This window comes from Curtobacterium sp. Csp2, assembly GCF_013347165.1.
This window is the reverse complement of the sequence record NZ_CP054593.1, coordinates 3,528,797-3,551,685: the sequence shown is the minus strand read 5'-3', so window position 1 is coordinate 3,551,685 and position 22,889 is coordinate 3,528,797. Positions and strand designations below refer to the sequence as shown.

At 72.3% G+C, this 22,889-nt stretch carries 21 protein-coding genes and 4 pseudogenes; 11 read left to right on the top strand and 14 right to left on the bottom strand.

Translation table 11 applies throughout. The annotated features are described in order from the left end of the window. The 4 genes from HUN59_RS17210 (at position 1) to HUN59_RS17195 (ending at position 4,463) form a co-directional block, all read left to right on the top strand. Positions 1 to 1,134, top strand: a complete 1,134-nt coding sequence (locus HUN59_RS17210) for a thiamine pyrophosphate-dependent enzyme (protein ID WP_174779059.1) — start codon at positions 1 to 3, stop codon at positions 1,132 to 1,134. An 89-nt stretch (positions 1,135 to 1,223) separates the two neighbouring features. After that, positions 1,224 to 2,183 (top strand): alpha-ketoacid dehydrogenase subunit beta, encoded by a 960-nt coding sequence (locus tag HUN59_RS17205; protein WP_058741898.1) that lies wholly within the window; start codon positions 1,224 to 1,226, stop codon positions 2,181 to 2,183. A gap of 32 nt (positions 2,184 to 2,215) precedes the next feature. Then, complete coding sequence (locus tag HUN59_RS17200; RefSeq protein WP_174779055.1) at positions 2,216 to 3,799, top strand: dihydrolipoamide acetyltransferase family protein; 1,584 nt, start codon at positions 2,216 to 2,218, stop codon at positions 3,797 to 3,799. A 91-nt stretch (positions 3,800 to 3,890) separates the two neighbouring features. Continuing rightward, a complete protein-coding gene (locus HUN59_RS17195) occupies positions 3,891 to 4,463 on the top strand; it encodes a GNAT family N-acetyltransferase (RefSeq protein ID WP_174779054.1) in 573 nt (190 codons plus the stop codon). Positions 4,464 to 4,511: 48 nt separating this feature from the next. Here the strand turns inward: HUN59_RS17195 and HUN59_RS17190 are convergent, their stop codons facing one another. The 7 genes from HUN59_RS17190 to HUN59_RS17160 all read right to left on the bottom strand — a co-directional run bounded on the left by HUN59_RS17190 (position 4,512) and on the right by HUN59_RS17160 (position 13,003). After that, positions 4,512 to 5,147 (bottom strand): ABC transporter ATP-binding protein, encoded by a 636-nt coding sequence (locus HUN59_RS17190; RefSeq protein WP_174779053.1) that lies wholly within the window; start codon positions 5,145 to 5,147, stop codon positions 4,512 to 4,514. Beyond that, complete coding sequence (locus HUN59_RS17185) at positions 5,144 to 7,168, bottom strand: hypothetical protein (protein WP_174779052.1); 2,025 nt, start codon at positions 7,166 to 7,168, stop codon at positions 5,144 to 5,146. Before HUN59_RS17185 ends, HUN59_RS17190 begins: the two co-directional genes overlap by 4 nt. Positions 7,169 to 7,230: 62 nt before the next feature. After that, complete coding sequence (locus tag HUN59_RS17180) at positions 7,231 to 7,623, bottom strand: lactococcin 972 family bacteriocin (RefSeq protein ID WP_174779051.1); 393 nt, start codon at positions 7,621 to 7,623, stop codon at positions 7,231 to 7,233. Positions 7,624 to 7,722: 99 nt separating this feature from the next. Continuing rightward, entirely contained in the window at positions 7,723 to 9,042 is a 1,320-nt protein-coding gene (locus HUN59_RS17175; RefSeq protein WP_174779050.1) for an alpha/beta hydrolase, read from the bottom strand. After that, positions 9,039 to 11,087 (bottom strand): bifunctional lysylphosphatidylglycerol flippase/synthetase MprF, encoded by a 2,049-nt coding sequence (locus HUN59_RS17170; RefSeq protein ID WP_174779049.1) that lies wholly within the window; start codon positions 11,085 to 11,087, stop codon positions 9,039 to 9,041. The genes HUN59_RS17175 and HUN59_RS17170 overlap by 4 nt, the downstream gene beginning before the upstream one ends. 79 nt (positions 11,088 to 11,166) lie before the next feature. Then, complete coding sequence (locus tag HUN59_RS17165) at positions 11,167 to 12,384, bottom strand: sensor histidine kinase (RefSeq protein ID WP_174779048.1); 1,218 nt, start codon at positions 12,382 to 12,384, stop codon at positions 11,167 to 11,169. Further along, complete coding sequence (locus tag HUN59_RS17160; protein ID WP_206609173.1) at positions 12,377 to 13,003, bottom strand: response regulator; 627 nt, start codon at positions 13,001 to 13,003, stop codon at positions 12,377 to 12,379. The genes HUN59_RS17165 and HUN59_RS17160 overlap by 8 nt, the downstream gene beginning before the upstream one ends. Positions 13,004 to 13,127: 124 nt before the next feature. Between HUN59_RS17160 and HUN59_RS17155 the strand changes: the two genes are divergently transcribed. Next, positions 13,128 to 13,862, top strand: coding sequence for a GntR family transcriptional regulator (locus HUN59_RS17155; RefSeq protein WP_174779047.1), 735 nt, complete (start codon positions 13,128 to 13,130; stop codon positions 13,860 to 13,862). Positions 13,863 to 13,894: 32 nt separating this feature from the next. On the opposite strand, the gene HUN59_RS17150 is transcribed toward HUN59_RS17155, so the two are convergent. Then, positions 13,895 to 14,347: a PTS sugar transporter subunit IIA gene (locus HUN59_RS17150; protein WP_174779046.1), complete on the bottom strand. Its 453-nt coding sequence runs from the start codon at positions 14,345 to 14,347 to the stop codon at positions 13,895 to 13,897. After that, positions 14,344 to 14,580 carry a PTS transporter subunit EIIB gene (locus HUN59_RS17145; RefSeq protein ID WP_058741885.1) on the bottom strand — a complete coding sequence of 79 codons (237 nt, stop codon included), beginning with the start codon at positions 14,578 to 14,580 and terminating at the stop codon, positions 14,344 to 14,346. The genes HUN59_RS17150 and HUN59_RS17145 overlap by 4 nt, the downstream gene beginning before the upstream one ends. 172 nt (positions 14,581 to 14,752) lie before the next feature. Between HUN59_RS17145 and HUN59_RS17140 the strand changes: the two genes are divergently transcribed. Together HUN59_RS17140 and HUN59_RS19840 are read left to right on the top strand one after the other, a co-directional pair. After that, positions 14,753 to 16,021: a PTS transporter subunit EIIC gene (locus HUN59_RS17140; protein WP_058741886.1), complete on the top strand. Its 1,269-nt coding sequence runs from the start codon at positions 14,753 to 14,755 to the stop codon at positions 16,019 to 16,021. 127 nt (positions 16,022 to 16,148) lie between these two features. Further along, positions 16,149 to 16,628, top strand: a pseudogene (locus HUN59_RS19840) (metal ABC transporter substrate-binding protein); the annotation flags it as partial. 102 nt (positions 16,629 to 16,730) lie between these two features. On the opposite strand, the pseudogene HUN59_RS19835 reads toward HUN59_RS19840, so the two are convergent. After that, a pseudogene (locus HUN59_RS19835) lies at positions 16,731 to 17,390 on the bottom strand (metal ABC transporter substrate-binding protein); the annotation flags it as partial. 127 nt (positions 17,391 to 17,517) lie between these two features. After that, positions 17,518 to 18,786, bottom strand: a complete 1,269-nt coding sequence (locus HUN59_RS17130) for a PTS transporter subunit EIIC (RefSeq protein ID WP_058741886.1) — start codon at positions 18,784 to 18,786, stop codon at positions 17,518 to 17,520. Positions 18,787 to 18,958: 172 nt separating this feature from the next. Here HUN59_RS17130 and HUN59_RS17125 point away from each other — a divergent pair, with 172 nt between their 5' ends. Then, positions 18,959 to 19,195, top strand: coding sequence for a PTS transporter subunit EIIB (locus tag HUN59_RS17125; RefSeq protein WP_058741885.1), 237 nt, complete (start codon positions 18,959 to 18,961; stop codon positions 19,193 to 19,195). Then, positions 19,192 to 19,644, top strand: a complete 453-nt coding sequence (locus HUN59_RS17120; protein WP_174779046.1) for a PTS sugar transporter subunit IIA — start codon at positions 19,192 to 19,194, stop codon at positions 19,642 to 19,644. The genes HUN59_RS17125 and HUN59_RS17120 overlap by 4 nt, the downstream gene beginning before the upstream one ends. Before the next feature lie 32 nt (positions 19,645 to 19,676). On the opposite strand, the gene HUN59_RS17115 is transcribed toward HUN59_RS17120, so the two are convergent. After that, on the bottom strand, positions 19,677 to 20,411 hold the full coding sequence (locus HUN59_RS17115; protein ID WP_174779047.1) for a GntR family transcriptional regulator: 735 nt from the start codon (positions 20,409 to 20,411) through the stop codon (positions 19,677 to 19,679). On the opposite strand from HUN59_RS17115, the pseudogene HUN59_RS20120 reads away from it, so the two are divergent. Then, positions 20,311 to 20,820, top strand: a pseudogene (locus HUN59_RS20120) (response regulator); the annotation flags it as partial. The gene HUN59_RS17115 and the pseudogene HUN59_RS20120 sit on opposite strands and share 101 nt — an antisense overlap. Before the next feature lie 236 nt (positions 20,821 to 21,056). Here the strand turns inward: HUN59_RS20120 and HUN59_RS19825 are convergent. Next, positions 21,057 to 21,398: pseudogene (locus HUN59_RS19825) on the bottom strand (response regulator); the annotation flags it as partial. A gap of 115 nt (positions 21,399 to 21,513) precedes the next feature. On the opposite strand from HUN59_RS19825, the gene HUN59_RS17105 reads away from it, so the two are divergent. Beyond that, the gene (locus HUN59_RS17105; RefSeq protein ID WP_174779047.1) at positions 21,514 to 22,248 is read left to right on the top strand and encodes a GntR family transcriptional regulator; all 735 of its coding nucleotides are present in this window, start codon (positions 21,514 to 21,516) and stop codon (positions 22,246 to 22,248) included. Positions 22,249 to 22,280: 32 nt separating this feature from the next. On the opposite strand, the gene HUN59_RS17100 is transcribed toward HUN59_RS17105, so the two are convergent. Continuing rightward, positions 22,281 to 22,733 carry a PTS sugar transporter subunit IIA gene (locus tag HUN59_RS17100; protein WP_174779046.1) on the bottom strand — a complete coding sequence of 151 codons (453 nt, stop codon included), beginning with the start codon at positions 22,731 to 22,733 and terminating at the stop codon, positions 22,281 to 22,283. Between the last annotated feature and the right edge of the window lie 156 nt (positions 22,734 to 22,889).

Genomic DNA, 22,889 nt, shown 5'->3' with positions numbered 1-22,889 from the left:
ATGTCATTCCGCGCCGCGGCACCCGAGTCGACCACCGTCCGGCTCCTCGACCCCGAGGGCCGGTTCGTGGAGACCGACGAGAACGCCGAGTACGCCGCCGCTGCCCGGGCGATCCCGCAGGAGACCCTGCTGGCGATGCACCGCCGGATGGTCCTCACCCGGCGGTTCGACCACGCCGGGCACAACCTCCAGCGCACCGGACAGCTCGGCCTGTGGGTGCCGAGCCACGGACAGGAGGCCGCGCAGGTCGGCTCGGTCTTCGCGCTCCGGGCGCAGGACCACGTCTTCCCGTCGTACCGCGAGCACGCCGTCACGATGCACCGCGGCGTCGAGCCGATGGAGATCATCGCGATGTACCGCGGGCAGACCCACGGCGGGTGGGACCCGGACGAGCGCGGCAACACGCACATCTCGACCCTCGTCATCGGGTCGCAGACGCTGCACGCGACGGGCTACGCGCTCGGCCAGCAGCTCGACGGCGTCGTCGGCACCGGTGACCCCGATGTCGACTCGTGCTCGATCGTCTACTTCGGCGACGGTGCGACCAGCCAGGGCGACGTCAACGAGGCCTACGTCTTCGCGGCCTCGACGAAGGCCCCCGTGGTCTTCTTCCTGCAGAACAACCACTGGGCGATCTCCGTCCCGGTGACCACGCAGTCGCCGAGCCCGCTCGTCGACCGCCCCCGCGGCTTCGGCATCCCGAGCGTCCGGGTCGACGGCAACGACGTCCTCGCCTCGTACACGGCGTCCGTCGTCGCGACCGACCACGCCCGCAGCGGGCAGGGTCCCGCCTTCGTCGAGGCCGACACGTACCGCATCGGTGCGCACACGAGCTCCGACGACCCGAGCCGCTACCGCGAGGACGACGAGCTGGCCGAGTGGGTCCGCCGCGACCCGATCAGCCGGTCGGCCGCCTACCTCCGCAGCCTCGGCGTCACCGACGCGCAGCTCGCCGTGTTCGACGAGGAGGGCGAGGACATCGCCGCCGACGTCCGACGCCGCACGGTCGCCCTGGCCCCGCCGTCGATCGACGTCATGTTCCAGAACGTGTACCGCGAGCCGCATCCGACGGTCGCCGACCAGCAGGCCTGGCTCGAACGCTACGAGGCCGGTTACGAAGGGGGCTCCCACTGATGAGCACCACCGAGCAGCTCTTCGACTACACGCTCCGCGCCCACCCCGGCGCCGGCGAGGTCCCGAGCGACCCCACCCCGAACCTGCCGATGGCGAAGGCGCTCAACGCCGGGCTCGCCGCGGCGATGCAGGCGGACGACAAGGTCCTGCTGATGGGCGAGGACATCGGCCAGCTCGGCGGCGTCTTCCGCATCACCGAGGGCCTGCAGGAGCGGTTCGGCGCCGAGCGCGTCCGGGACACCCCGCTCGCGGAGTCCGGCATCATCGGCACCGCGATCGGGCTCGCCCTGCGCGGCTACCGCCCGGTCGTCGAGATCCAGTTCGACGGCTTCGTCTGGCCGGGGTTCGACCAGATCACCTCACAGCTCGCGAAGATGCAGAACCGACTGCCGGCGCACATGTCGCTGCCGGTCGTCATCCGCATCCCCTACGGCGGGCACATCGGCGCCGTGGAGCACCACCAGGAGTCCCCGGAGGCGTACTTCGCGCACACCGCGGGCCTCCGCGTGGTGAGCCCGAGCACGCCGAACGACGCGTACTGGATGATCCAGGAGGCCATCGCGTCGAAGGACCCGGTGATCTTCCTCGAGCCGAAGTCCCGCTACTGGCCGAAGGGCGAGGTCGACCTGATCGGCGGCCACGTCCCGATGCACACGACGCGCGTCGCCCGCACGGGCAGCGAGGTCACCCTCGTCGGCCACGGCGCGATGGTGGCGACGCTCATGCAGGCCGCCGAGCTCGCCGAGTCCGAGGGCACGAGCTGCGAGGTCATCGACCTCCGCTCGATCTCGCCGATCGACTGGGAGCCGCTCTTCGCCTCGGTGCGGAAGACCGGCCGCCTCGTCATCGCGCAAGAGGCGTCCGGCTTCGTCAGCGTCGGCAGCGAGATCGCCGCGACCGTCGCCGAGCACTGCTTCTACACGATGCAGGCGCCGCCGCTGCGGGTGTCCGGCTTCGACGTGCCGTTCCCGGTCTCGAAGCTCGAACACCTGCACCTGCCCGACGCCGACCGGGTCCTCGAAGCCGTCGACCGCGCACTCGCGTACTGACCAGAACCGTCCTGACCGTCGAAGGAGCCGTAGTGGCCACCGCCGAATTCCCCCTGCCCGACGTGGGCGAAGGCCTGACCGAGGCCGAGATCGTGCAGTGGCGCGTGGCGATCGGGGACGAGATCGCCGTGGACCAGGTCCTCGTCGAGATCGAGACCGCGAAGTCCCTCGTCGAGCTCCCGTCGCCGTTCGCCGGCACCGTCACCGGACTGCTCGTGTCCGAGGGTGACACGGTCGAGGTCGGTAAGCCGATCATCCGGGTCGAGTCCGACGCGTCGGTCGCCTCCGGTGCACCCACCGGTGTCCAGCCGGGAGGCACGGCGCCGGTCGCCGACAGCGTCCCGACCTCGCCCGTGGTCGCGTCCACCCCGGCGCCCGCGCCCGCCGCACAGGCCCCCGCCGCACAGGCTCCCGCTGCACAGACCCCGCCCGCGGCTCCGGCCGCATCTGCTCCCGCCGCGGCCGCGCCGGCGGCGCGCCACGCCGCGGCGACCCCCGAGGTCGCCGACCACGCCACGGTCGTCGGCTCCGACGAGTCCTCCGGGGCCGTCCTCGTCGGCTACGGCTCGGCCACCACGTCCCCGTCGCGTCGCAAGCCGGGTGCCCGCCGGGCCGCAGCCCTCGCGGCCGAGGCGAGCCGTGCCTCCAGTGCGGACGCGCAGGCGGCTGCCGAGGCCGCGTCGGACCCGGGTGAGGACTCGACGGCGCAGGCCGTCGCCGCCCAGGGCACGCGCCCGCGCAAGGCCCTCGCCGCCGTGAACGTCCTCGCGAAGCCGCCGATCCGCAAGCTCGCGAAGGACCTCGACGTCGAGCTGACCGAGGTCGTGCCCACCGGGCTCGCCGGCGAGGTCACGCGCGACGACGTCATCCGGCACGCGAAACAGGCCGGCGTCTTCCGGAACATCGAGACGCCCGAGTGGGGCGACGTCCGCCGCGAGACGATCCCGGTGAAGGGCGTCCGCAAGGCGATCGCGACCGCGATGACGACGTCGAAGTTCACGGCGCCGCACGTCTCGCTGTTCGTCGACGTCGACGCCACCCGCACCATGGAGTTCGTCAAGCGCCTGAAGGCGTCGCCGACGTTCGCCGGCGTGAAGGTCTCGCCGCTCCTCGTCTTCGCGAAGGCCGTGATCTGGGCCGTCCGCCGCAACCGTTCGGTGAACTCGACCTGGACCGACCAGGAGATCATCGTCCACCACTTCGTGAACCTCGGCATCGCCGCGGCGACCCCGCGCGGGCTCATCGTGCCGAACATCAAGGACGCGCAGGACATGTCCCTGTTCGAGCTCGCCCAGGCGCTCGAGGAGCTGACCCTGACGGCCCGCGACGGCAAGACCACGCCGAAGCAGATGGCCGACGGCACCGTGACGATCACCAACATCGGGGTGTTCGGCATGGACACCGGGACGCCGATCCTCAACCCGGGCGAGGTCGCGATCGTGGCGATGGGCACGATCAAGCCGAAGCCGTGGGTCGTCGACGGCGAGGTCCGCGCGCGGATGGTGACCACGATCGGCGCCTCGTTCGACCACCGCGTGGTGGACGGCGACGTGGCCTCGCGCTTCGTGGCCGACATCGCGTCGATCATCGAGGAGCCGGCGCTCCTGCTCGACTGAGCGCCTGCGGCTTCCCGCACGCCGGGGCCGGATCACGCGGACGTCGCGTGGTGTTCACCGCGTTGTCGGTGGCGCGGGCGATGATCGGTGCATGGCCCACCAGCTCCTGACCCCGGCGCAGGAGATCCGGACGGATCGCCTGGTGCTGACGCCGCTCACCCCGGCGGACATCGACGACGTGCACGCGCTGTTCTCCGACGCGCGCACGTGGACCCACCTGCCGACGGCGCGGCACACGACCCGCGCGTCCACGATCGACATGGTGCAGCGGAAGATCGGTGGTCGCGCGCGGCACGGGCTCGGCTCGTGGGCCGTCCGGACGACCGACGGCGCGTTCGTCGGTGTCGGTGGCGTCGACATGACCGCCGGCCAGGTGTGGAACCTGGGCTACCGGCTCGCGCCCGAGTCCTGGGGGCACGGCTACGCGAAGGAGATCGCCCGAGCGGCCCTCGACGCGGCGGCCCGGGTCGACGCCCACGTCCCGGTGACGGGTCGGGTCCTCACGAACAACCCGGCGTCCGCGGCGGTGCTGCGGGCGGCGGGACTCGCGCTCGTGTGGCAGGGCAGCTCGGCCGAGCCGCTGCCGGACGGGGTGGAGCGCCAGGTGTGGGCCGACCGGGCACTCACGGACGACCAGTTCGCCTGGCTCGTGCGCAACGCCTGACGCGTGCGTCGGGGTTCGGCACCTGTCGCCCGTCCCCTGCGCGTCGGGTCAGCCCGCGGTCGTCAGGGTCAGGCTCCTGTCTGCCCAGCCGCTGACCGCATCGGAGTGGGTGGCGACCACGATCGCAGCGCCGGCCGCAGCCATCGCCTCCAGGTGCGTGAGCACGACTTCGGCGTTCGTGTCGTCGAGCGCGCTCGTCGGCTCGTCGGCGAGCACGATGCGGGGCTGCTTCACGAGCAGTCGCGCGAGTGCGACGCGCTGTTGTTCCCCGCCGCTCAGCTCGTGAGCACGGTCCGGACCGCGGCCGTCCAGGCCGACGCTCCGGAGTGCGGCGGTGACCGACGGCGCCGTACCGACCCGGTGCCGTGGACCGGGGAGCGCCAGCTCGATGTTCGCCGTCACGGACAGGTCGGGAACCAGCCCGAAGTCCTGGAACAGGTACCCGAGCAGGTCCCGCCGGATGTGGCGTGCGCGCCTGGCATTCCCCCGGGCGGTGCGACCGTCGACGATGATGCGGCCAGCGTCGAGCGTGTCGAGGTGGCCGATGCAGTCGAGCAGGGTCGACTTGCCCGAACCGCTCGTCCCGCGGAGGGCGAGGACCTCCCCTGGGTCGACGCGGAAGGACAACCCGTGCCACAACAGCCGACCGCCGCGGCGCTTCGACGTGTCCTGGACCTCGATCATCGCGCTCCTGCTCCTCGCTCCCGGACGACGGTCCGGGCCGTTGAGCCGACGACGACCGCTCCGACGGCGGCCAGGGTGACGACGACCGCGGCAGCGAGCAGCGCCGCGGGCTCCGCCGCGCGGGCGACCGGGTCCAGCCCGGAGTGCAACCCGCTCCCGTCCGGACGTCGGCCGACCCAGGTGTCGACGACGGCGACGACTCCGCAGGCCACGAGGACGAACTCGACCGCGAACAGCCCGAGGTCCGCGCGGAGCCCGGACACCCCGGCCGTGGCGAGCACGAAGCGCCGTCGGCCGGAACGCCGTCGGTGTGCCGCAGTGGCGAGGACCGGGAGCGACACCGCGACGGCGAGGCCGCTCACCACCGCTGCCGTCCCGACGCCGACGGCGAGGCGGGCGTGTCGTGCCTCCTCGGCAGCGGCCTGCCCGACGTCCACGACGGCACTGAACTCGCGTCCGATCCCCGCGCGGGTGATGCTGCGCTCGGCGTCTGCCCGGGTGCGGAAGACGACGTCGCCGCTCGACAGCCACGACCCGAGCTGATCCGGTGTGAAGGCTCGGGCCGGGTCGGGCACGACGACCAGCGCGGCGTCGTCCAGCCACGTCGGGCTCGTTGCGTCGCCCGGGTAGGTGTACAGCGGACCGTCCGCCAGCCGGACGGCTGACAGGTGCACGCCCGGATCTGCGGCGTTCCGCAGGTCCCAGTCGCGGAGCGCCCGGACGAGTTCGGCCCCGTCGAGGTCCGTGCCGTCCGGGAGCCACTTCGACGGTCGGGTGCTGCCGGGCGACACACGCGAGCCGTCGGAGGCACGGACGTCCCTGAGGCGGAGGTACCCGTCGTCCACGAACAGCACCGGGACGGTCGAGCGCGCGCCACCGACCGGCACCTCGACCGGCGCGGCGAGGATCGCGCCGCCGTCCACGAGTGCGGACGCCGCGAAGTCCCCGATGCGGTCCCAGTACTCCTGCGTGTCGACCGGGCGTGGGTCCGGCGTGACCCAGAGCTGCACGCTCGCACCGGCGGCACGGAGGTCGCGGTCCGTCGAACCCGACCGCGCCACCGCGGTCGCGCCGACGAGGTCGAACACCGCGGCGACGAGCAGGAGCACCGCCGGGAACCGCGCAACCTGGGCGAGTGCGACGAGCGGGGCGGTCGGGCGCGCACCGCGGACCCCCGCCGCCATCGGCACGCGGAGCGCGGCCAGGACGCCGACGCCGTGCGCCGCGATGACGGGGAGGAGGAGCACGGCGGCGATCGCCGTGACCGCCAGCACGAACGGGCCCACGTCCGCGAGGCGGTTGTACCACCAGAGCGCGGCGGCTCCCGTCGGGACAGCGACCCCGATCAGGGGGAGCAGCGCTCGCACGACGGAGCATTCGCCGAGCAGCACCGCGCCGCTGCTCCGGCCGAACGCCTGCTGCACCGCGTACCGCCGCGGGGCTCCCACGGTCCCGACCAGGCACAGGACGACCGCGCCGTTGACCACGAGCCCCACGAGCCCGAGCGTCCCGTCGAGCCGGTCGCTCATGCCGAGCCGCCGTGCGAGCGGGATCGCGTCGGACGACGCCTCGTACCCGACGCTGCGCAGCGCGTCGACCGTCGCACTCCGGGCGCGGTCGGTCCCGTCGAGCTCGTAGCTCCCGGTGGGGTCGAACTCGACCAGCGCCGCCATCGGTTCGACGCGCGTGGACATGCCGCGGGAGAAGTCCGGGTAGCCGGCGCGGAGCCAGGTCGCGCCACGCGTCCCAGGTGCCCCGGTCGTGAGTGCCGCCCGACGGTCGACGGGCGAGGTACGGTCGGCGACGAAGCGGACGATGGTCACGTGTTCGGTCCGGGCGACCCGCTCGAGTGCCGCGGCGACGCGCTCGTTGGATCCCGTCGCGGCTCCTGCGCTGGCCGTCACCGTCCCCGTGCTGCCGACCGCGCCGGACTCCGCGACCTGGAGCAGGCCGACGAAGCCGAGCACGACCGCGAGGACGGCCGGCACGACGTACGCGAGCAGCAGTATCCGGTGCGACACGTGCGTTCCCCTCGATCCCCGAACAGGGCGGGCGCCGCCGGGGTGCCCACCCTGCCTGCGTGTCAGCAGTTGTGGTAGTACGCCTGGTTGCCGCTCCCGGCCTTCGGGGTCGCTGCGTACGCGTACCGGCCGCCCGGCACGTTCGTCACGCGCTTGGTCTTCTTCCCCACCGCCGTCGCGCCGTGACAGCTCCGTTCGCGGAAGGAGTTCGACCAGACGTCGCCGCCGCTCACGCCGTACTGCCAGAACGCGCCGTCGCCGCCGCGGGCAGTCCCGCCGACGCCCGTCGTCCTCGAGACCGTGGTTGTGTCCGCGGTGGGCAGGACGACACCGCCGGCGTCAGGACCGGACCCGAGTCGCTCGAGCGGCGCGGCCGTCGCCGTCGCGGCGGTGCCGGCCACCAGGCCGACGGTCAGCGCGAGGCCGACCAGCGTGTGCGTGTGTGTTCGGTTCATCGTTCCCCCTTCGTGGTGTGCCCGGAACGGGCATGACCACGATGGCGGGGACCAGGACTGATGTCCAGCCTTCTGGCGTGTTGTATGTCGGTGGCTTCGCTACTCGGCGAACAGCGCGTCGCAGAACGGCGTCACGTCCGTCCGGAACGCCCACTGCACGGTGTTCCAGTCGTGCCCGCTCCCCGGCGCGCTCGACACCGACACCCGGGCCCCGGCTGCCGTCGCAGCAGCGCCGAGCTGCCGCGCGTTCGCCGTGAACTCCCCGTCCACCGCCCCCGCGACGAGCCACACGCTGTGCCCGGCGAGCCCGTTCTTCCGCATCAGGGCGATCGGCGCCGCGGCCTGCCACCGCGCGATCGAGCCGCCGAAGGCTTCGTCGGCGCTGTGCCGCGGGCTCTGGTCGATCGGCTGCAGCTCGCTCGAGACGGCGAGGGCAGCGCCGAAGTCACCCGGGTGCCCGGACAGGAACTGCATGGTGCAGGTCGCCCCCTGCGAGAACCCGGTCAGCCCCCAGGCCTTTCGGTCGGTCGTCGCCGGGGTGTTCGCGAGGATCCACGCGGGGACGTCCTGCGTGACGTAGGTGTCGACGTTCCCGAGCCGGGAGTCGACGCACATCGTGTTGAGCCCCGGGGAGGAGAGCTGGTCGACCGACACGACGATGGGCGCTCGACCGCCGTGGGCCCGGGCGTACTCGTCGAGGGGCGTGGCGAGCTGTCCGGCGGTGAACAGGTCGCTCGGGGCGCCCGGCTGCCCGGAGAACGCGATCACGACCGGGAGTGGCTGCGGGTCCGGGACGAGCGCCGCCGGCGGCAGGTACATCGCCGCCGGCCGGGGGTGGAAGCCGGAGCGCGTGCCCGGGATGTCCGCGGAGACGATCTGCCCGGACGCGGGCATCGCCGGGGTGGCGGAGGCAGTGGCCGTCGGGCCACCGGGCGTCGGCTGTGCAGTCGGCCGTGCGCCCGCGTGGTAGGTCGGGTACGGGTCGCTCTGCACGACGGTGCCGAGCGTCGGGTACTTCGCGAACTCGACGTTGATCCCGAGCGCGGGCACGACGAGCGCCGCGGGGACGAGCACGATCGCGAGGGCTCGTCGCCACCCGCCGCCGTGCACGATCCCGGTGACGGCCAGCGCGAGAGCGGCGCCGGCGAAGGCGCTCCACATCTGCGTGACCGGGCTCAGCGCGACGCCGAACAGGTCGACGACCGAGGTCGTGAACCAGCACGCCACGAGCACCAGTCCGGCGCCGGCGAGGGCGATCCCTGCTCGCCAGGCCACCCGTCGCCAGGCCGCGCGGTCACGCCACCGCCGGACCGCCGGCAGCAGCACCACGAGGGCGAGGACGACGAAGGCCGTGTCGATCGGGACGAGCTTGTTCGGCGCCTGCAGCGGCGTCGCGAGCAGCCACTCGGTCGGGCTCACCGGCTGCCCGCGCCGACGGGTGCCGGCGCGACGGGCTCGGCGGTGGCGGTGTGCGCCTGCCGGAGGGCCCACAGGTGCTTCGGGCGGAGTCCCGGCACGTACGCGCTCGTCAGGGCCCGGGCCACCCGGGGTGCCTGGAACGCACTCGGCACGACCAGCCAGAGCGGCTCGTGTCGGGCGCCGAACTTCTCCTTGAACCGCTGCAGGGACCGGAAGCCGTACACCGGCTCGAGCACCCGGGCGAGCAGCGCGGACCCGCGGGCGACCCAGGAGCCGGCGTCGGTGTGCGGCGCGAGCGGCGTGCCGGACAGGCTGATGGTGGTCAGACCGGCCTCGCGGGCACGCAGGGCCGTGCGGGCGATGAGGAACTCCATGACGCCGGGCATCCCGTCCTCGCCGCGGCGCATCACGTCGAGCGTGTAGCCGGTCAGGGTGCCGTGTTCGTGCACGGGCAGCCAGCTGGTCACGGCGGTGACGCGGTCGTCGGCGGTGACGGCGAGCAGGAGCCGCACGTCGGGGTCGTCGAGCTCGCGGAAGCCGCCGAGCGTGAAGCCCATCTCCGGCAGCCGACGGTCGGCCGCCCAGCGGGTGCAGATCGCCTCGACCTGGGCGCGCATCGCCGGGTCGAGCGCGGCCAGGGTGGTCCACTCGTCGCGCAGGCCCTCGCGGTCGGCGCGGTTCGACGCCGTCCGGAGGTCCTGCCGCTTCTTGCCGCGCAGGTCGAACGTCGTCACGTCGAGCACCGACTCGACACCGACCGGGAACGACGCCCAGCCCTCGGCGGCGAGGATCGTGCGGACGGACTCGTGGACGCTCGTGAACGCGGGGGTCCACCCGTTCCGCTCGCAGGCCCGGGCGAAGGCGGTGACGACCTCGGCGCGGTCACGGGCGGCGCAGGCGGGGTCGGACACCGTCAGGGCGACGTCGCCGTGCACGCGGTAGGCCACCGCGCCCAGCCCGTCGGGGTGGGTCCAGGTGGCGTTGCCGGTCCACGTCCCCATGTGGCCGAGGGTACCGGCGTCCCCGTCGCGGAGCATCTCCCGGTAGCCCGTGTCGCCGAGGGTCGCCGCGGCGAAGCGAGCCCGGACGAGTCGGCCGCGCAGGAGCACGACGGCCAGCAGCACGGCGGCGGGCACGGCCCAGGCGCCGAGCAGCGTCACCTGCCACTCGACCTCGTCCATCGTCAGGCCCCGCCACTGCACGAAGCCCTCGCTCATCGGTTCGATGAGGAACACGTCGGCGAGCACGGCGGTCAGCACGACGAGCAGCCCGGCGGCCAGGACGACACCGGTCCGACGGCCGCGGTGGACGAGCCAGGCGGCGGCGAGGAGCAGGATGCCGACCAGGACGGTCGCCCGGTCGCTCATCGCGTCCGCGAACGGCGAGAGCACGCCGTCCGGCTGCGGCACGACGAGGGTCACGAGCGTGCCGGCACCGAGCGACGCGAGCGTCGCGACGACGACCGAACGGGGCTGGACGGCGGGACGGGCGGCGGTCCGCGGGCGCTCCGGGGCCGGCCGGGAGGCACGGCGCGCCACGATCGCGCCGGCTGCGGTCCCGAACAGGGTCGCCAGGGCACGCGCGGTGTCAGACCCGTGCCCGGCGAACAGCACGAGCGTCAGGACGACCGTCCAGAGGACGGCCCGGATCCGGCGACGACGGCCGACGGGCATCGTCGCGGAGGCGGCGCCGACGAGGGCCGTCGCGACCATCGAGGGGGCGAAGAGCGGCTGGCCCGCCGCGGTCTCGGCGTGCGCCTCGCCCATGGCGGCACCGACCGTGACGGCGAGGAGGGTCGTCCCGGCGGCGGCCAGGGGAGCGAGCACGCCGATGGCCACCGTGCGGAGCGACCCGAGCGTGCGCTCCGCGAGCAGGGTGGCGAGCACGACGACCACGAGGGCGGCCCAGGCGACGGGCGGGTGGTGCGGGAAGTCCGGCTCGGCGTGCGCGATGCGTGCGGTGACGACGAGGACGACGGAGGCCACGGCGACCGCGGTCGAGACCGGGTGCCGGCGGAGTGCTGCGACGAGGGTGTTGGGTGCCACGGTGTCATCACAGCCGAGGTGTCGTCACTCCGGCATCGGGCGGTGGCGTGAACCCGGGTGGCCGATCGGCCATCGCCGGTCACCCGCGCGGTGGTGCTCCGACCGCGACCTCCGGCGGGACGTGCTCGACGGGCAGGCGCAGGTGCAGCGCGAAGCCGTCCCCCGGCTGCGGCCCGGACTCGAGCCGACCGCCGAGCAGCGACGCGCGTTCACCCAGCCCGATGAGCCCGAGACCGGACCCGGGGAGCTCGAGTCGCTCGGCACGCGCCGGCCCGTTCACGACGTCGACGAGCACCTGCTCGTGGTGCAGCCGGCCGCTGATCCGGACGCTCGCCCCCGGCGCGTGCTTCCGGACGTTCGTCAGGCCCTCCTGCACGAAGCGGTAGACGGCGCGCTGCACCGGCTGCGACAGGGTGTCCGGCAGGTCGACCGCGACCGAGGTCTCCAGGCCGCTCGCCGCGATGAGCCGGTCGAGGTCGCCGAGCAGGGGCTGCGGTGCCATCTCGCGGTCGGTACCGCCGGACGCGCGGAGCACCTGCACCATCTCGCGGAGCTCCTGCAGGGTCACGACGCAGAGCTGCCGGATCGTCCGTGCGAACTCGCGCTCCCGGTCGTCGCGTCCGGCCATCTGCATCCCGCCGGCCTGCACCGCTATGAGCGTGACCTGGTGCGAGACGACGTCGTGCATCTCGCGGGCCAGGAGCGCCCGCTCGCGGGACAGCGCGATCTCGGCGCCCCGACGACGTTCCTCGGCGCGGGACGCCCGGAGTTCGGCGATGCGGTCGACGAGCACCGCCCGGGTGCGGACGAGCATGCCGATCGCGAGCGGTCCGAGGGCGAAGATGAGCGCGTAGACGGTGGACACGACGATCTCGTCGAGCTGCTGCGGGGGACCGACGACGAAGCCGCTGAACCCGACGAACTGCACGACCGCGGCGAGGAGCATCAGCCACCGTCGACTCGTGCGCTCGCCGAGGGTGAAGAGGGCGATGCTCGCCGCGACGACCCCGGAGCCGATGAAGAGCCCGGGCATCGTGAGCGCGAAGGTCAGCACGGGGAAGCGTCGGCGGAGCACCAGCGCCCCGGCGGCGACCAGGGACAGCGTGATCTCCGTCGTCGTGGCTCCCGACAGGTCGAGCACCGCGTCGACGACCGCAGCCGCCAGGAACACGGCGTCGACCACCCACCACGGCGCCTTCCGGGTGCGCGCCCTGCGCAGGCCGGCGTCGACGAGTCCCTCGAGCCTCCCGTCCAGACCCGACAGCGCAGCCCGGACCCGCCCGGCGGTCTCAGCCATCCAGCAGTCCGGCCTCGGCCGCGCGGAGCGCGAGCTGGACGCGCGTGGTGACGCCGAAGGCGGCGAGCAGGGCGCGCACGTCCTCCTTCACGGTGCCGGTGCTGACGCCGATGCGCTGGCCGATCTCGGGGTTGCTCGCGCCCTCGGCGACGAGTCGCACGACGGCGTGCTCACGGTCGGACAGCTCCGGCGGGACGGCGCTCCGGCGGAGCGCGAACAGGCGGGTGCGGTCGACGCCGGGGGCGAGCACGATGCCCCCGCGGGCCAGCGCCCGGACGTACTCGGCGAGCGACTCGGGGTCGGTGTCCTTGAGGAGGAAGCCGGCCGCACCGGCGTCCATCGCCTCGGCGACGACCTGCGTGTCGGTGTCGAACGTCGTGAGCATCGCGACGGCCGGCGGTTCGGGCAGCTCGCGCAGCTGGGCGAGGACCTGCAGCCCGTTGACCCGGGGCATCCGCACGTCGAGCAGGACCACGTCGGGTCGGTGCCGCCGCACGGTCTCCACCGCGTCCACGTCCCCGCTCGTGGCGAGCACCTCGATGTCCGCCGCGGCGCCGAGGATGAGCTCGAAGCCGTAGCGGACGAGCGTCTCGTCGTCGACGATCACCACCGTGGTCACGGGCGTCATCTTGTCACGACGTTGGCGAACACCGATCGAATCGCTACTGTGAGGCCCACTGGTCATGTCCGCGCATGACCACCTGGACGACCAGCACGCCGAGCGACGGAGCAGAGGGACCCGCATGACGAGCCGCATCACCGAGGGTGCCGAACCGAAGCACCAGCAGCTGCGGCGGATCCTGCTCGACCTCGCGACGACCCGGCTCGCCCCCGGTGCGGCCATCCCGTCGGAGCGGCAGCTCATCGCCGAGTACGGGGTCTCGCGGATCACGGTGCGCGAGGCGCTCGGGCAGCTCGTCAACGAGGGCTACCTGGAGCGCGTGCGCGGCAAGGGGACCTTCGTCGCCCACCGGCCCGTGCAGTCGACGCTGCACCTGGCGTCCTTCACCGAGGAGATGCGGGCGCTCGGGCACGTGCCGACCACCGTCGTGCTCGTCCGCGAGGAGACCGTGCCCCCCGACGACACCGTGGCCGCGCTGCGCCTGGGGGACGGTGCGACCGCGTACCACCTCAAGCGCCTGCGGATGGCCGACGGGGCACCGGTGTCGATCGACGACGCGTGGCTCTCGGCGGACGCGTTCCCCGGGCTGCTCGAGCACGACCTGTCCGGATCCGTGTACTCGCTCGCGGCGACCGAGTACGACACCCCGATCGACCGCGCGCAGCAGACCGTCGCGGCGAAGCCCGCCGCCGACGACGTCGCGACCCTGCTCGGGACGAGGACGGGTGCGCCCGTGCTGGAGTTCGACCGGGTGTCGTACTCCGGCGACCGGCCCGTGGAGCACAGTCGCTCCTGGTACCGCTCGGACCGCTACCGCGTGCAGATGGAGGTCACGGCGACCAGCCCGGCCGCCTGACCTCCACCGCCGATCCCGCGCTGCGCGCGGTGTCAGACCGTGAAGAGCGTCGCGCCGTCGGTGAGCACCGAGCCCACGGTGGACTGCTCGACGGAGTCCGGCGCGCTGCCGAGCACCACCACCGGGCAGACGGGGGAGTAGCCGGCGGCGGAGATCACCGACGGGGTGAACCGCACGACGGGGTCGCCCGCGCGGACGGTGTCGCCCTCGGCCGCGAGCAGCTCGAAGCCCTCGCCCCCGAGCTTCACGGTGTCGATGCCGACGTGCACGAGGACGTCGGTCCCCGCCGCACCCTGCAGGGCGAACGCGTGCGGGTGCAGCTTGACGATCGAGCCGTCGACCGGGGCCACAGCGGTGACGGGGCCCTCGACGCCGGTGGGGTCGACCGCGACCCCGGCTCCGACGAGCTGCCCGGCGAAGACCGGGTCCGGCACGTCCGCCAGGGCGACGACCGGACCCGCGAAGGGCGTCCGGACCGCCGTCACAGCTCGTCCTGGATGTCCTGCGCGAGGTTGTCCGCGATGGGTCCGACGATGACCTGCCAGCCGGTGCCGCCACCGACGACGGCCTGCGCCCCCGCTGCCTGCAGGGCGGCCTTGTCGACGAGGTCGCCGTCCTCCACCTCGACGCGGAGGCGCGTGATGCAGCCCTCGACCTCGTCGATGTTGTCGGCGCCGCCGAGCGCGGCGATGATGTCGGCTGCCTTGATGTCGGCCATCGTTTCCTCCTCGTTGGGGTTTCCGTACAGGTTGACATGCGTCCGGTCCGGGTTCAGACTCGGGAACTGGTCATGACCGGACAGGACCGGCACGGCGTCACGCCGAGCGTACCGGTGCGGTCCGACCGACTCAACTCCCCGACAGCTCCACCCAACGACGAGAGGACCGCCGATGAGCACCGCTGCTGCCACGGACGTGCCGGAGAAGAAGACCCCGAAGAAGCAGTCGAAGCTCTTCGCGAACGCCCAGCGCCTGGGTCGGAGCCTGCTCCTGCCGATCGCGGTCATGCCGGCCGCGGGCATCCTCAACCGCATCGGCCAGCCGGACCTCCTCGGCGCGATCCCCGGCTTCGAGACCGGCGCGGGGGTCATCTCCGCCGCCGGCCAGGCGATCTTCACGTGGTTGCCGCTGCTCTTCGCGGTCGGCATCGCAATCGGCTGGGCGAAGAAGTCCGACGGCACCACGGCGCTCGCCGCGGTCGTCGGCTACATGGTCATGTACGAGGTGTGGAAGGTCATGTCGCCGATCGTCCTCGCGGGCGTGAAGGACGCGAACGGCGACCAGGCCACGATCAACTTCGGCGTCCTCGGCGGCATCGTGATGGGGCTCGTCGCAGCGAACCTCTGGCAGCGGTTCCACCGCACGAAGATGCCCGACTTCCTCGGCTTCTTCTCGGGCCGCCGGCTCGTCCCGATCCTCACGGCGGCCGCCGGCCTCGTCATCGCGGTCCTCATGTCGTTCGTCTACCGCTACTTCGACATCGCGCTCACCGCCGCCGGCCAGGCCGTGGCGGACAACGCCGTGATCGGCGGCGGGATCTTCGGGTTCGCGAACCGCATGCTCATCCCGGTCGGCCTGCACCAGCTGCTCAACTTCTTCCCGTGGTTCCAGCTCGGCAGCTTCACGAACGCGGCCGGCGACATCGTGCACGGCGACATCCCCCGCTTCCTCGCCGGCGACCCCTCCGCCGGCATCTTCCAGACCGGGTTCTTCCCGATCATGATGTTCGCGCTGCCGGCCGGTGCGCTCGCGATCTGGCGGAACGCCAAGCCGCAGAACCGCAAGCTCGTCGGCGGCATCATGCTGTCCGCCGCGCTGACCTCGTTCGTGACGGGCATCACCGAGCCGCTCGAGTACTCGTTCATGTTCGTGGCGTTCCCGCTCTACGTCATCCACGCGGTGCTCACCGGGACGTCGCTCGCCCTCGTGAACGCCCTTGGCATCCACGACGGGTTCTCGTTCTCGGCGGGGGCGATCGACTACGTGCTGAACTTCGGCAAGGCGGACGGGGCGATCTGGCTCATCCCGATCGGCCTGGCGTACGCGGTCGTCTACTACGTCCTGTTCTCCTTCGTGATCAAGAAGTGGAACCTGCGGACCCCCGGCCGCGAGGACGACACCATCGCCGAGAACACCATCGACGCGGCCACCAAGGCCTGATCGCTCGCGCGCCACGTGACGGACGGGAGGCGCGGTGCCAGCTGGCACCGCGCCTCCCGTCCGTCTGTGGAGGCTCGCATGAGATCGGTTTTGACAATCGTTATCAACTAGGCCTACGGTCGTCAGCATGCAGAACCGCCGCCTCCTCGCCCTGCCGCTCGTCGCCGGCGCCGCCGCGCTCGTCCTGACCGGCTGCGCGACCTCCTCGTCCCCCGGCAGCGCGTCGAGCGACGGCACGGTCCGCGTGGTCGCCTCGACGAACGTCTACGGCTCGATCGTGCAGTCGATCGGTGGGAAGGACGTCGAGGTGACGAGCATCCTCGACGACCCGTCGCAGGACCCGCACTCGTTCGAGTCGAGCGCGAAGACGCAGCTCGCGGTCTCGAAGGCCGACCTGCTCATCGAGAACGGGGGCGGCTACGACGACTTCATGACCACGCTCGCGAAGTCCGCGAACACGAAGGCCCCCACCATCAACGTGGTCGACCTGTCCGGGGTCGAGAAGGACGGGGACAAGGAGTTCAACGAGCACGTGTTCTACAGCTACCCCACCATGGTGAAGCTCGTGGCCGAGGTCGAGCAGCGGCTGGCGAAGCTCGACGCCGGGCAGGCCGACACCTTCGCGGCGAACGCGAAGACGCTCACCACGAAGCTCGAGCGTGTCGTTGAGGGCGGCCGGCGGGACGTCGTCGCCCTCCTCGATCGCCTCCGAGAAGGCTTCGGGCGTGACGTTGTCGAGGCCCATCGCCTCGAACAGGTACCCCGGGACGGGCTCGGTGTAGGCGACCTTGTCCCCGTCGACCTTCTGCTTCTCGGCGGCGGTCTGCGACTCGAGGTCCTCGAGCTTCGTGGTGAGCGTCTTCGCGTTCGCCGCGAAGGTGTCGGCCTGCCCGGCGTCGAGCTTCGCCAGCCGCTGCTCGACCTCGGCCACGAGCTTCACCATGGTGGGGTAGCTGTAGAACACGTGCTCGTTGAACTCCTTGTCCCCGTCCTTCTCGACCCCGGACAGGTCGACCACGTTGATGGTGGGGGCCTTCGTGTTCGCGGACTTCGCGAGCGTGGTCATGAAGTCGTCGTAGCCGCCCCCGTTCTCGATGAGCAGGTCGGCCTTCGAGACCGCGAGCTGCGTCTTCGCGCTCGACTCGAACGAGTGCGGGTCCTGCGACGGGTCGTCGAGGATGCTCGTCACCTCGACGTCCTTCCCACCGATCGACTGCACGATCGAGCCGTAGACGTTCGTCGAGGCGACCACGCGGACCGTGCCGTCGCTCGACGCGCTGCCGGGGGACGAGGAGGTCGCGCAGCCGGTCAGGACGAGCGCGGCGGCGCCGGCGACGAGCGGCAGGGCGAGGAGGCGGCGGTTCTGCATGCTGACGACCGTAGGCCTAGTTGATAACGATTGTCAAAACCGATCTCATGCGAGCCTCCACAGACGGACGGGAGGCGCGGTGCCAGCTGGCACCGCGCCTCCCGTCCGTCACGTGGCGCGCGAGCGATCAGGCCTTGGTGGCCGCGTCGATGGTGTTCTCGGCGATGGTGTCGTCCTCGCGGCCGGGGGTCCGCAGGTTCCACTTCTTGATCACGAAGGAGAACAGGACGTAGTAGACGACCGCGTACGCCAGGCCGATCGGGATGAGCCAGATCGCCCCGTCCGCCTTGCCGAAGTTCAGCACGTAGTCGATCGCCCCCGCCGAGAACGAGAACCCGTCGTGGATGCCAAGGGCGTTCACGAGGGCGAGCGACGTCCCGGTGAGCACCGCGTGGATGACGTAGAGCGGGAACGCCACGAACATGAACGAGTACTCGAGCGGCTCGGTGATGCCCGTCACGAACGAGGTCAGCGCGGCGGACAGCATGATGCCGCCGACGAGCTTGCGGTTCTGCGGCTTGGCGTTCCGCCAGATCGCGAGCGCACCGGCCGGCAGCGCGAACATCATGATCGGGAAGAACCCGGTCTGGAAGATGCCGGCGGAGGGGTCGCCGGCGAGGAAGCGGGGGATGTCGCCGTGCACGATGTCGCCGGCCGCGTTCGTGAAGCTGCCGAGCTGGAACCACGGGAAGAAGTTGAGCAGCTGGTGCAGGCCGACCGGGATGAGCATGCGGTTCGCGAACCCGAAGATCCCGCCGCCGATCACGGCGTTGTCCGCCACGGCCTGGCCGGCGGCGGTGAGCGCGATGTCGAAGTAGCGGTAGACGAACGACATGAGGACCGCGATGACGAGGCCGGCGGCCGCCGTGAGGATCGGGACGAGCCGGCGGCCCGAGAAGAAGCCGAGGAAGTCGGGCATCTTCGTGCGGTGGAACCGCTGCCAGAGGTTCGCTGCGACGAGCCCCATCACGATGCCGCCGAGGACGCCGAAGTTGATCGTGGCCTGGTCGCCGTTCGCGTCCTTCACGCCCGCGAGGACGATCGGCGACATGACCTTCCACACCTCGTACATGACCATGTAGCCGACGACCGCGGCGAGCGCCGTGGTGCCGTCGGACTTCTTCGCCCAGCCGATTGCGATGCCGACCGCGAAGAGCAGCGGCAACCACGTGAAGATCGCCTGGCCGGCGGCGGAGATGACCCCCGCGCCGGTCTCGAAGCCGGGGATCGCGCCGAGGAGGTCCGGCTGGCCGATGCGGTTGAGGATGCCCGCGGCCGGCATGACCGCGATCGGCAGGAGCAGGCTCCGACCCAGGCGCTGGGCGTTCGCGAAGAGCTTCGACTGCTTCTTCGGGGTCTTCTTCTCCGGCACGTCCGTGGCAGCAGCGGTGCTCATCGGCGGTCCTCTCGTCGTTGGGTGGAGCTGTCGGGGAGTTGAGTCGGTCGGACCGCACCGGTACGCTCGGCGTGACGCCGTGCCGGTCCTGTCCGGTCATGACCAGTTCCCGAGTCTGAACCCGGACCGGACGCATGTCAACCTGTACGGAAACCCCAACGAGGAGGAAACGATGGCCGACATCAAGGCAGCCGACATCATCGCCGCGCTCGGCGGCGCCGACAACATCGACGAGGTCGAGGGCTGCATCACGCGCCTCCGCGTCGAGGTGGAGGACGGCGACCTCGTCGACAAGGCCGCCCTGCAGGCAGCGGGGGCGCAGGCCGTCGTCGGTGGCGGCACCGGCTGGCAGGTCATCGTCGGACCCATCGCGGACAACCTCGCGCAGGACATCCAGGACGAGCTGTGACGGCGGTCCGGACGCCCTTCGCGGGTCCGGTCGTCGCCCTGGCGGACGTGCCGGACCCGGTCTTCGCCGGGCAGCTCGTCGGAGCCGGGGTCGCGGTCGACCCCACCGGCGTCGAGGGCCCCGTCACCGCTGTGGCCCCGGTCGACGGCTCGATCGTCAAGCTGCACCCGCACGCGTTCGCCCTGCAGGGTGCGGCGGGGACCGACGTCCTCGTGCACGTCGGCATCGACACCGTGAAGCTCGGGGGCGAGGGCTTCGAGCTGCTCGCGGCCGAGGGCGACACCGTCCGCGCGGGCGACCCCGTCGTGCGGTTCACCCCGTCGGTGATCTCCGCCGCCGGCTACTCCCCCGTCTGCCCGGTGGTGGTGCTCGGCAGCGCGCCGGACTCCGTCGAGCAGTCCACCGTGGGCTCGGTGCTCACCGACGGCGCGACGCTCTTCACGGTCTGACACCGCGCGCAGCGCGGGATCGGCGGTGGAGGTCAGGCGGCCGGGCTGGTCGCCGTGACCTCCATCTGCACGCGGTAGCGGTCCGAGCGGTACCAGGAGCGACTGTGCTCCACGGGCCGGTCGCCGGAGTACGACACCCGGTCGAACTCCAGCACGGGCGCACCCGTCCTCGTCCCGAGCAGGGTCGCGACGTCGTCGGCGGCGGGCTTCGCCGCGACGGTCTGCTGCGCGCGGTCGATCGGGGTGTCGTACTCGGTCGCCGCGAGCGAGTACACGGATCCGGACAGGTCGTGCTCGAGCAGCCCGGGGAACGCGTCCGCCGAGAGCCACGCGTCGTCGATCGACACCGGTGCCCCGTCGGCCATCCGCAGGCGCTTGAGGTGGTACGCGGTCGCACCGTCCCCCAGGCGCAGCGCGGCCACGGTGTCGTCGGGGGGCACGGTCTCCTCGCGGACGAGCACGACGGTGGTCGGCACGTGCCCGAGCGCCCGCATCTCCTCGGTGAAGGACGCCAGGTGCAGCGTCGACTGCACGGGCCGGTGGGCGACGAAGGTCCCCTTGCCGCGCACGCGCTCCAGGTAGCCCTCGTTGACGAGCTGCCCGAGCGCCTCGCGCACCGTGATCCGCGAGACCCCGTACTCGGCGATGAGCTGCCGCTCCGACGGGATGGCCGCACCGGGGGCGAGCCGGGTCGTCGCGAGGTCGAGCAGGATCCGCCGCAGCTGCTGGTGCTTCGGTTCGGCACCCTCGGTGATGCGGCTCGTCATGCGGGTCCCTCTGCTCCGTCGCTCGGCGTGCTGGTCGTCCAGGTGGTCATGCGCGGACATGACCAGTGGGCCTCACAGTAGCGATTCGATCGGTGTTCGCCAACGTCGTGACAAGATGACGCCCGTGACCACGGTGGTGATCGTCGACGACGAGACGCTCGTCCGCTACGGCTTCGAGCTCATCCTCGGCGCCGCGGCGGACATCGAGGTGCTCGCCACGAGCGGGGACGTGGACGCGGTGGAGACCGTGCGGCGGCACCGACCCGACGTGGTCCTGCTCGACGTGCGGATGCCCCGGGTCAACGGGCTGCAGGTCCTCGCCCAGCTGCGCGAGCTGCCCGAACCGCCGGCCGTCGCGATGCTCACGACGTTCGACACCGACACGCAGGTCGTCGCCGAGGCGATGGACGCCGGTGCGGCCGGCTTCCTCCTCAAGGACACCGACCCCGAGTCGCTCGCCGAGTACGTCCGGGCGCTGGCCCGCGGGGGCATCGTGCTCGCCCCCGGCGTCGACCGCACGACGGCGTGCTCACGGTCGGACAGCTCCGGCGGGACGGCGCTCCGGCGGAGCGCGAACAGGCGGGTGCGGTCGACGCCGGGGGCGAGCACGATGCCCCCGCGGGCCAGCGCCCGGACGTACTCGGCGAGCGACTCGGGGTCGGTGTCCTTGAGGAGGAAGCCGGCCGCACCGGCGTCCATCGCCTCGGCGACGACCTGCGTGTCGGTGTCGAACGTCGTGAGCATCGCGACGGCCGGCGGTTCGGGCAGCTCGCGCAGCTGGGCGAGGACCTGCAGCCCGTTGACCCGGGGCATCCGCACGTCGAGCAGGACCACGTCGGGTCGGTGCCGCCGCACGGTCTCCACCGCGTCCACGTCCCCGCTCGTGGCGAGCACCTCGATGTCCGCCGCGGCGCCGAGGATGAGCTCGAAGCCGTAGCGGACGAGCGTCTCGTCGTCGACGATCACCACCGTGGTCACGGGCGTCATCTTGTCACGACGTTGGCGAACACCGATCGAATCGCTACTGTGAGGCCCACTGGTCATGTCCGCGCATGACCACCTGGACGACCAGCACGCCGAGCGACGGAGCAGAGGGACCCGCATGACGAGCCGCATCACCGAGGGTGCCGAACCGAAGCACCAGCAGCTGCGGCGGATCCTGCTCGACCTCGCGACGACCCGGCTCGCCCCCGGTGCGGCCATCCCGTCGGAGCGGCAGCTCATCGCCGAGTACGGGGTCTCGCGGATCACGGTGCGCGAGGCGCTCGGGCAGCTCGTCAACGAGGGCTACCTGGAGCGCGTGCGCGGCAAGGGGACCTTCGTCGCCCACCGGCCCGTGCAGTCGACGCTGCACCTGGCGTCCTTCACCGAGGAGATGCGGGCGCTCGGGCACGTGCCGACCACCGTCGTGCTCGTCCGCGAGGAGACCGTGCCCCCCGACGACACCGTGGCCGCGCTGCGCCTGGGGGACGGTGCGACCGCGTACCACCTCAAGCGCCTGCGGATGGCCGACGGGGCACCGGTGTCGATCGACGACGCGTGGCTCTCGGCGGACGCGTTCCCCGGGCTGCTCGAGCACGACCTGTCCGGATCCGTGTACTCGCTCGCGGCGACCGAGTACGACACCCCGATCGACCGCGCGCAGCAGACCGTCGCGGCGAAGCCCGCCGCCGACGACGTCGCGACCCTGCTCGGGACGAGGACGGGTGCGCCCGTGCTGGAGTTCGACCGGGTGTCGTACTCCGGCGACCGGCCCGTGGAGCACAGTCGCTCCTGGTACCGCTCGGACCGCTACCGCGTGCAGATGGAGGTCACGGCGACCAGCCCGGCCGCCTGACCTCCACCGCCGATCCCGCGCTGCGCGCGGTGTCAGACCGTGAAGAGCGTCGCGCCGTCGGTGAGCACCGAGCCCACGGTGGACTGCTCGACGGAGTCCGGCGCGCTGCCGAGCACCACCACCGGGCAGACGGGGGAGTAGCCGGCGGCGGAGATCACCGACGGGGTGAACCGCACGACGGGGTCGCCCGCGCGGACGGTGTCGCCCTCGGCCGCGAGCAGCTCGAAGCCCTCGCCCCCGAGCTTCACGGTGTCGATGCCGACGTGCACGAGGACGTCGGTCCCCGCCGCACCCTGCAGGGCGAACGCGTGCGGGTGCAGCTTGACGATCGAGCCGTCGACCGGGGCCACAGCGGTGACGGGGCCCTCGACGCCGGTGGGGTCGACCGCGACCCCGGCTCCGACGAGCTGCCCGGCGAAGACCGGGTCCGGCACGTCCGCCAGGGCGACGACCGGACCCGCGAAGGGCGTCCGGACCGCCGTCACAGCTCGTCCTGGATGTCCTGCGCGAGGTTGTCCGCGATGGGTCCGACGATGACCTGCCAGCCGGTGCCGCCACCGACGACGGCCTGCGCCCCCGCTGCCTGCAGGGTGCGGCGGGGACCGACGTCCTCGTGCACCTGTCTCTTATACACATCTCCC

What these genes read in the sequence shown, in the direction of transcription:
- HUN59_RS17145 (WP_058741885.1), bottom strand. Translation starts at nt 14,580, where the DNA reads ATGGCCGACATCAAGGCAGCCGACATCATCGCCGCGCTCGGCGGCGCC.
- HUN59_RS17105 (WP_174779047.1), top strand. Translation starts at nt 21,514, where the DNA reads ATGACGAGCCGCATCACCGAGGGTGCCGAACCGAAGCACCAGCAGCTG.
- HUN59_RS17210 (WP_174779059.1), top strand. Translation starts at nt 1, where the DNA reads ATGTCATTCCGCGCCGCGGCACCCGAGTCGACCACCGTCCGGCTCCTC.
- HUN59_RS17190 (WP_174779053.1), bottom strand. Translation starts at nt 5,147, where the DNA reads ATGATCGAGGTCCAGGACACGTCGAAGCGCCGCGGCGGTCGGCTGTTG.
- HUN59_RS17125 (WP_058741885.1), top strand. Translation starts at nt 18,959, where the DNA reads ATGGCCGACATCAAGGCAGCCGACATCATCGCCGCGCTCGGCGGCGCC.
- HUN59_RS17130 (WP_058741886.1), bottom strand. Translation starts at nt 18,786, where the DNA reads ATGAGCACCGCTGCTGCCACGGACGTGCCGGAGAAGAAGACCCCGAAG.
- HUN59_RS17140 (WP_058741886.1), top strand. Translation starts at nt 14,753, where the DNA reads ATGAGCACCGCTGCTGCCACGGACGTGCCGGAGAAGAAGACCCCGAAG.
- HUN59_RS17165 (WP_174779048.1), bottom strand. Translation starts at nt 12,384, where the DNA reads ATGGCTGAGACCGCCGGGCGGGTCCGGGCTGCGCTGTCGGGTCTGGAC.
- HUN59_RS17180 (WP_174779051.1), bottom strand. Translation starts at nt 7,623, where the DNA reads ATGAACCGAACACACACGCACACGCTGGTCGGCCTCGCGCTGACCGTC.
- HUN59_RS17115 (WP_174779047.1), bottom strand. Translation starts at nt 20,411, where the DNA reads ATGACGAGCCGCATCACCGAGGGTGCCGAACCGAAGCACCAGCAGCTG.
- HUN59_RS17195 (WP_174779054.1), top strand. Translation starts at nt 3,891, where the DNA reads ATGGCCCACCAGCTCCTGACCCCGGCGCAGGAGATCCGGACGGATCGC.
- HUN59_RS17205 (WP_058741898.1), top strand. Translation starts at nt 1,224, where the DNA reads ATGGCGAAGGCGCTCAACGCCGGGCTCGCCGCGGCGATGCAGGCGGAC.
- HUN59_RS17155 (WP_174779047.1), top strand. Translation starts at nt 13,128, where the DNA reads ATGACGAGCCGCATCACCGAGGGTGCCGAACCGAAGCACCAGCAGCTG.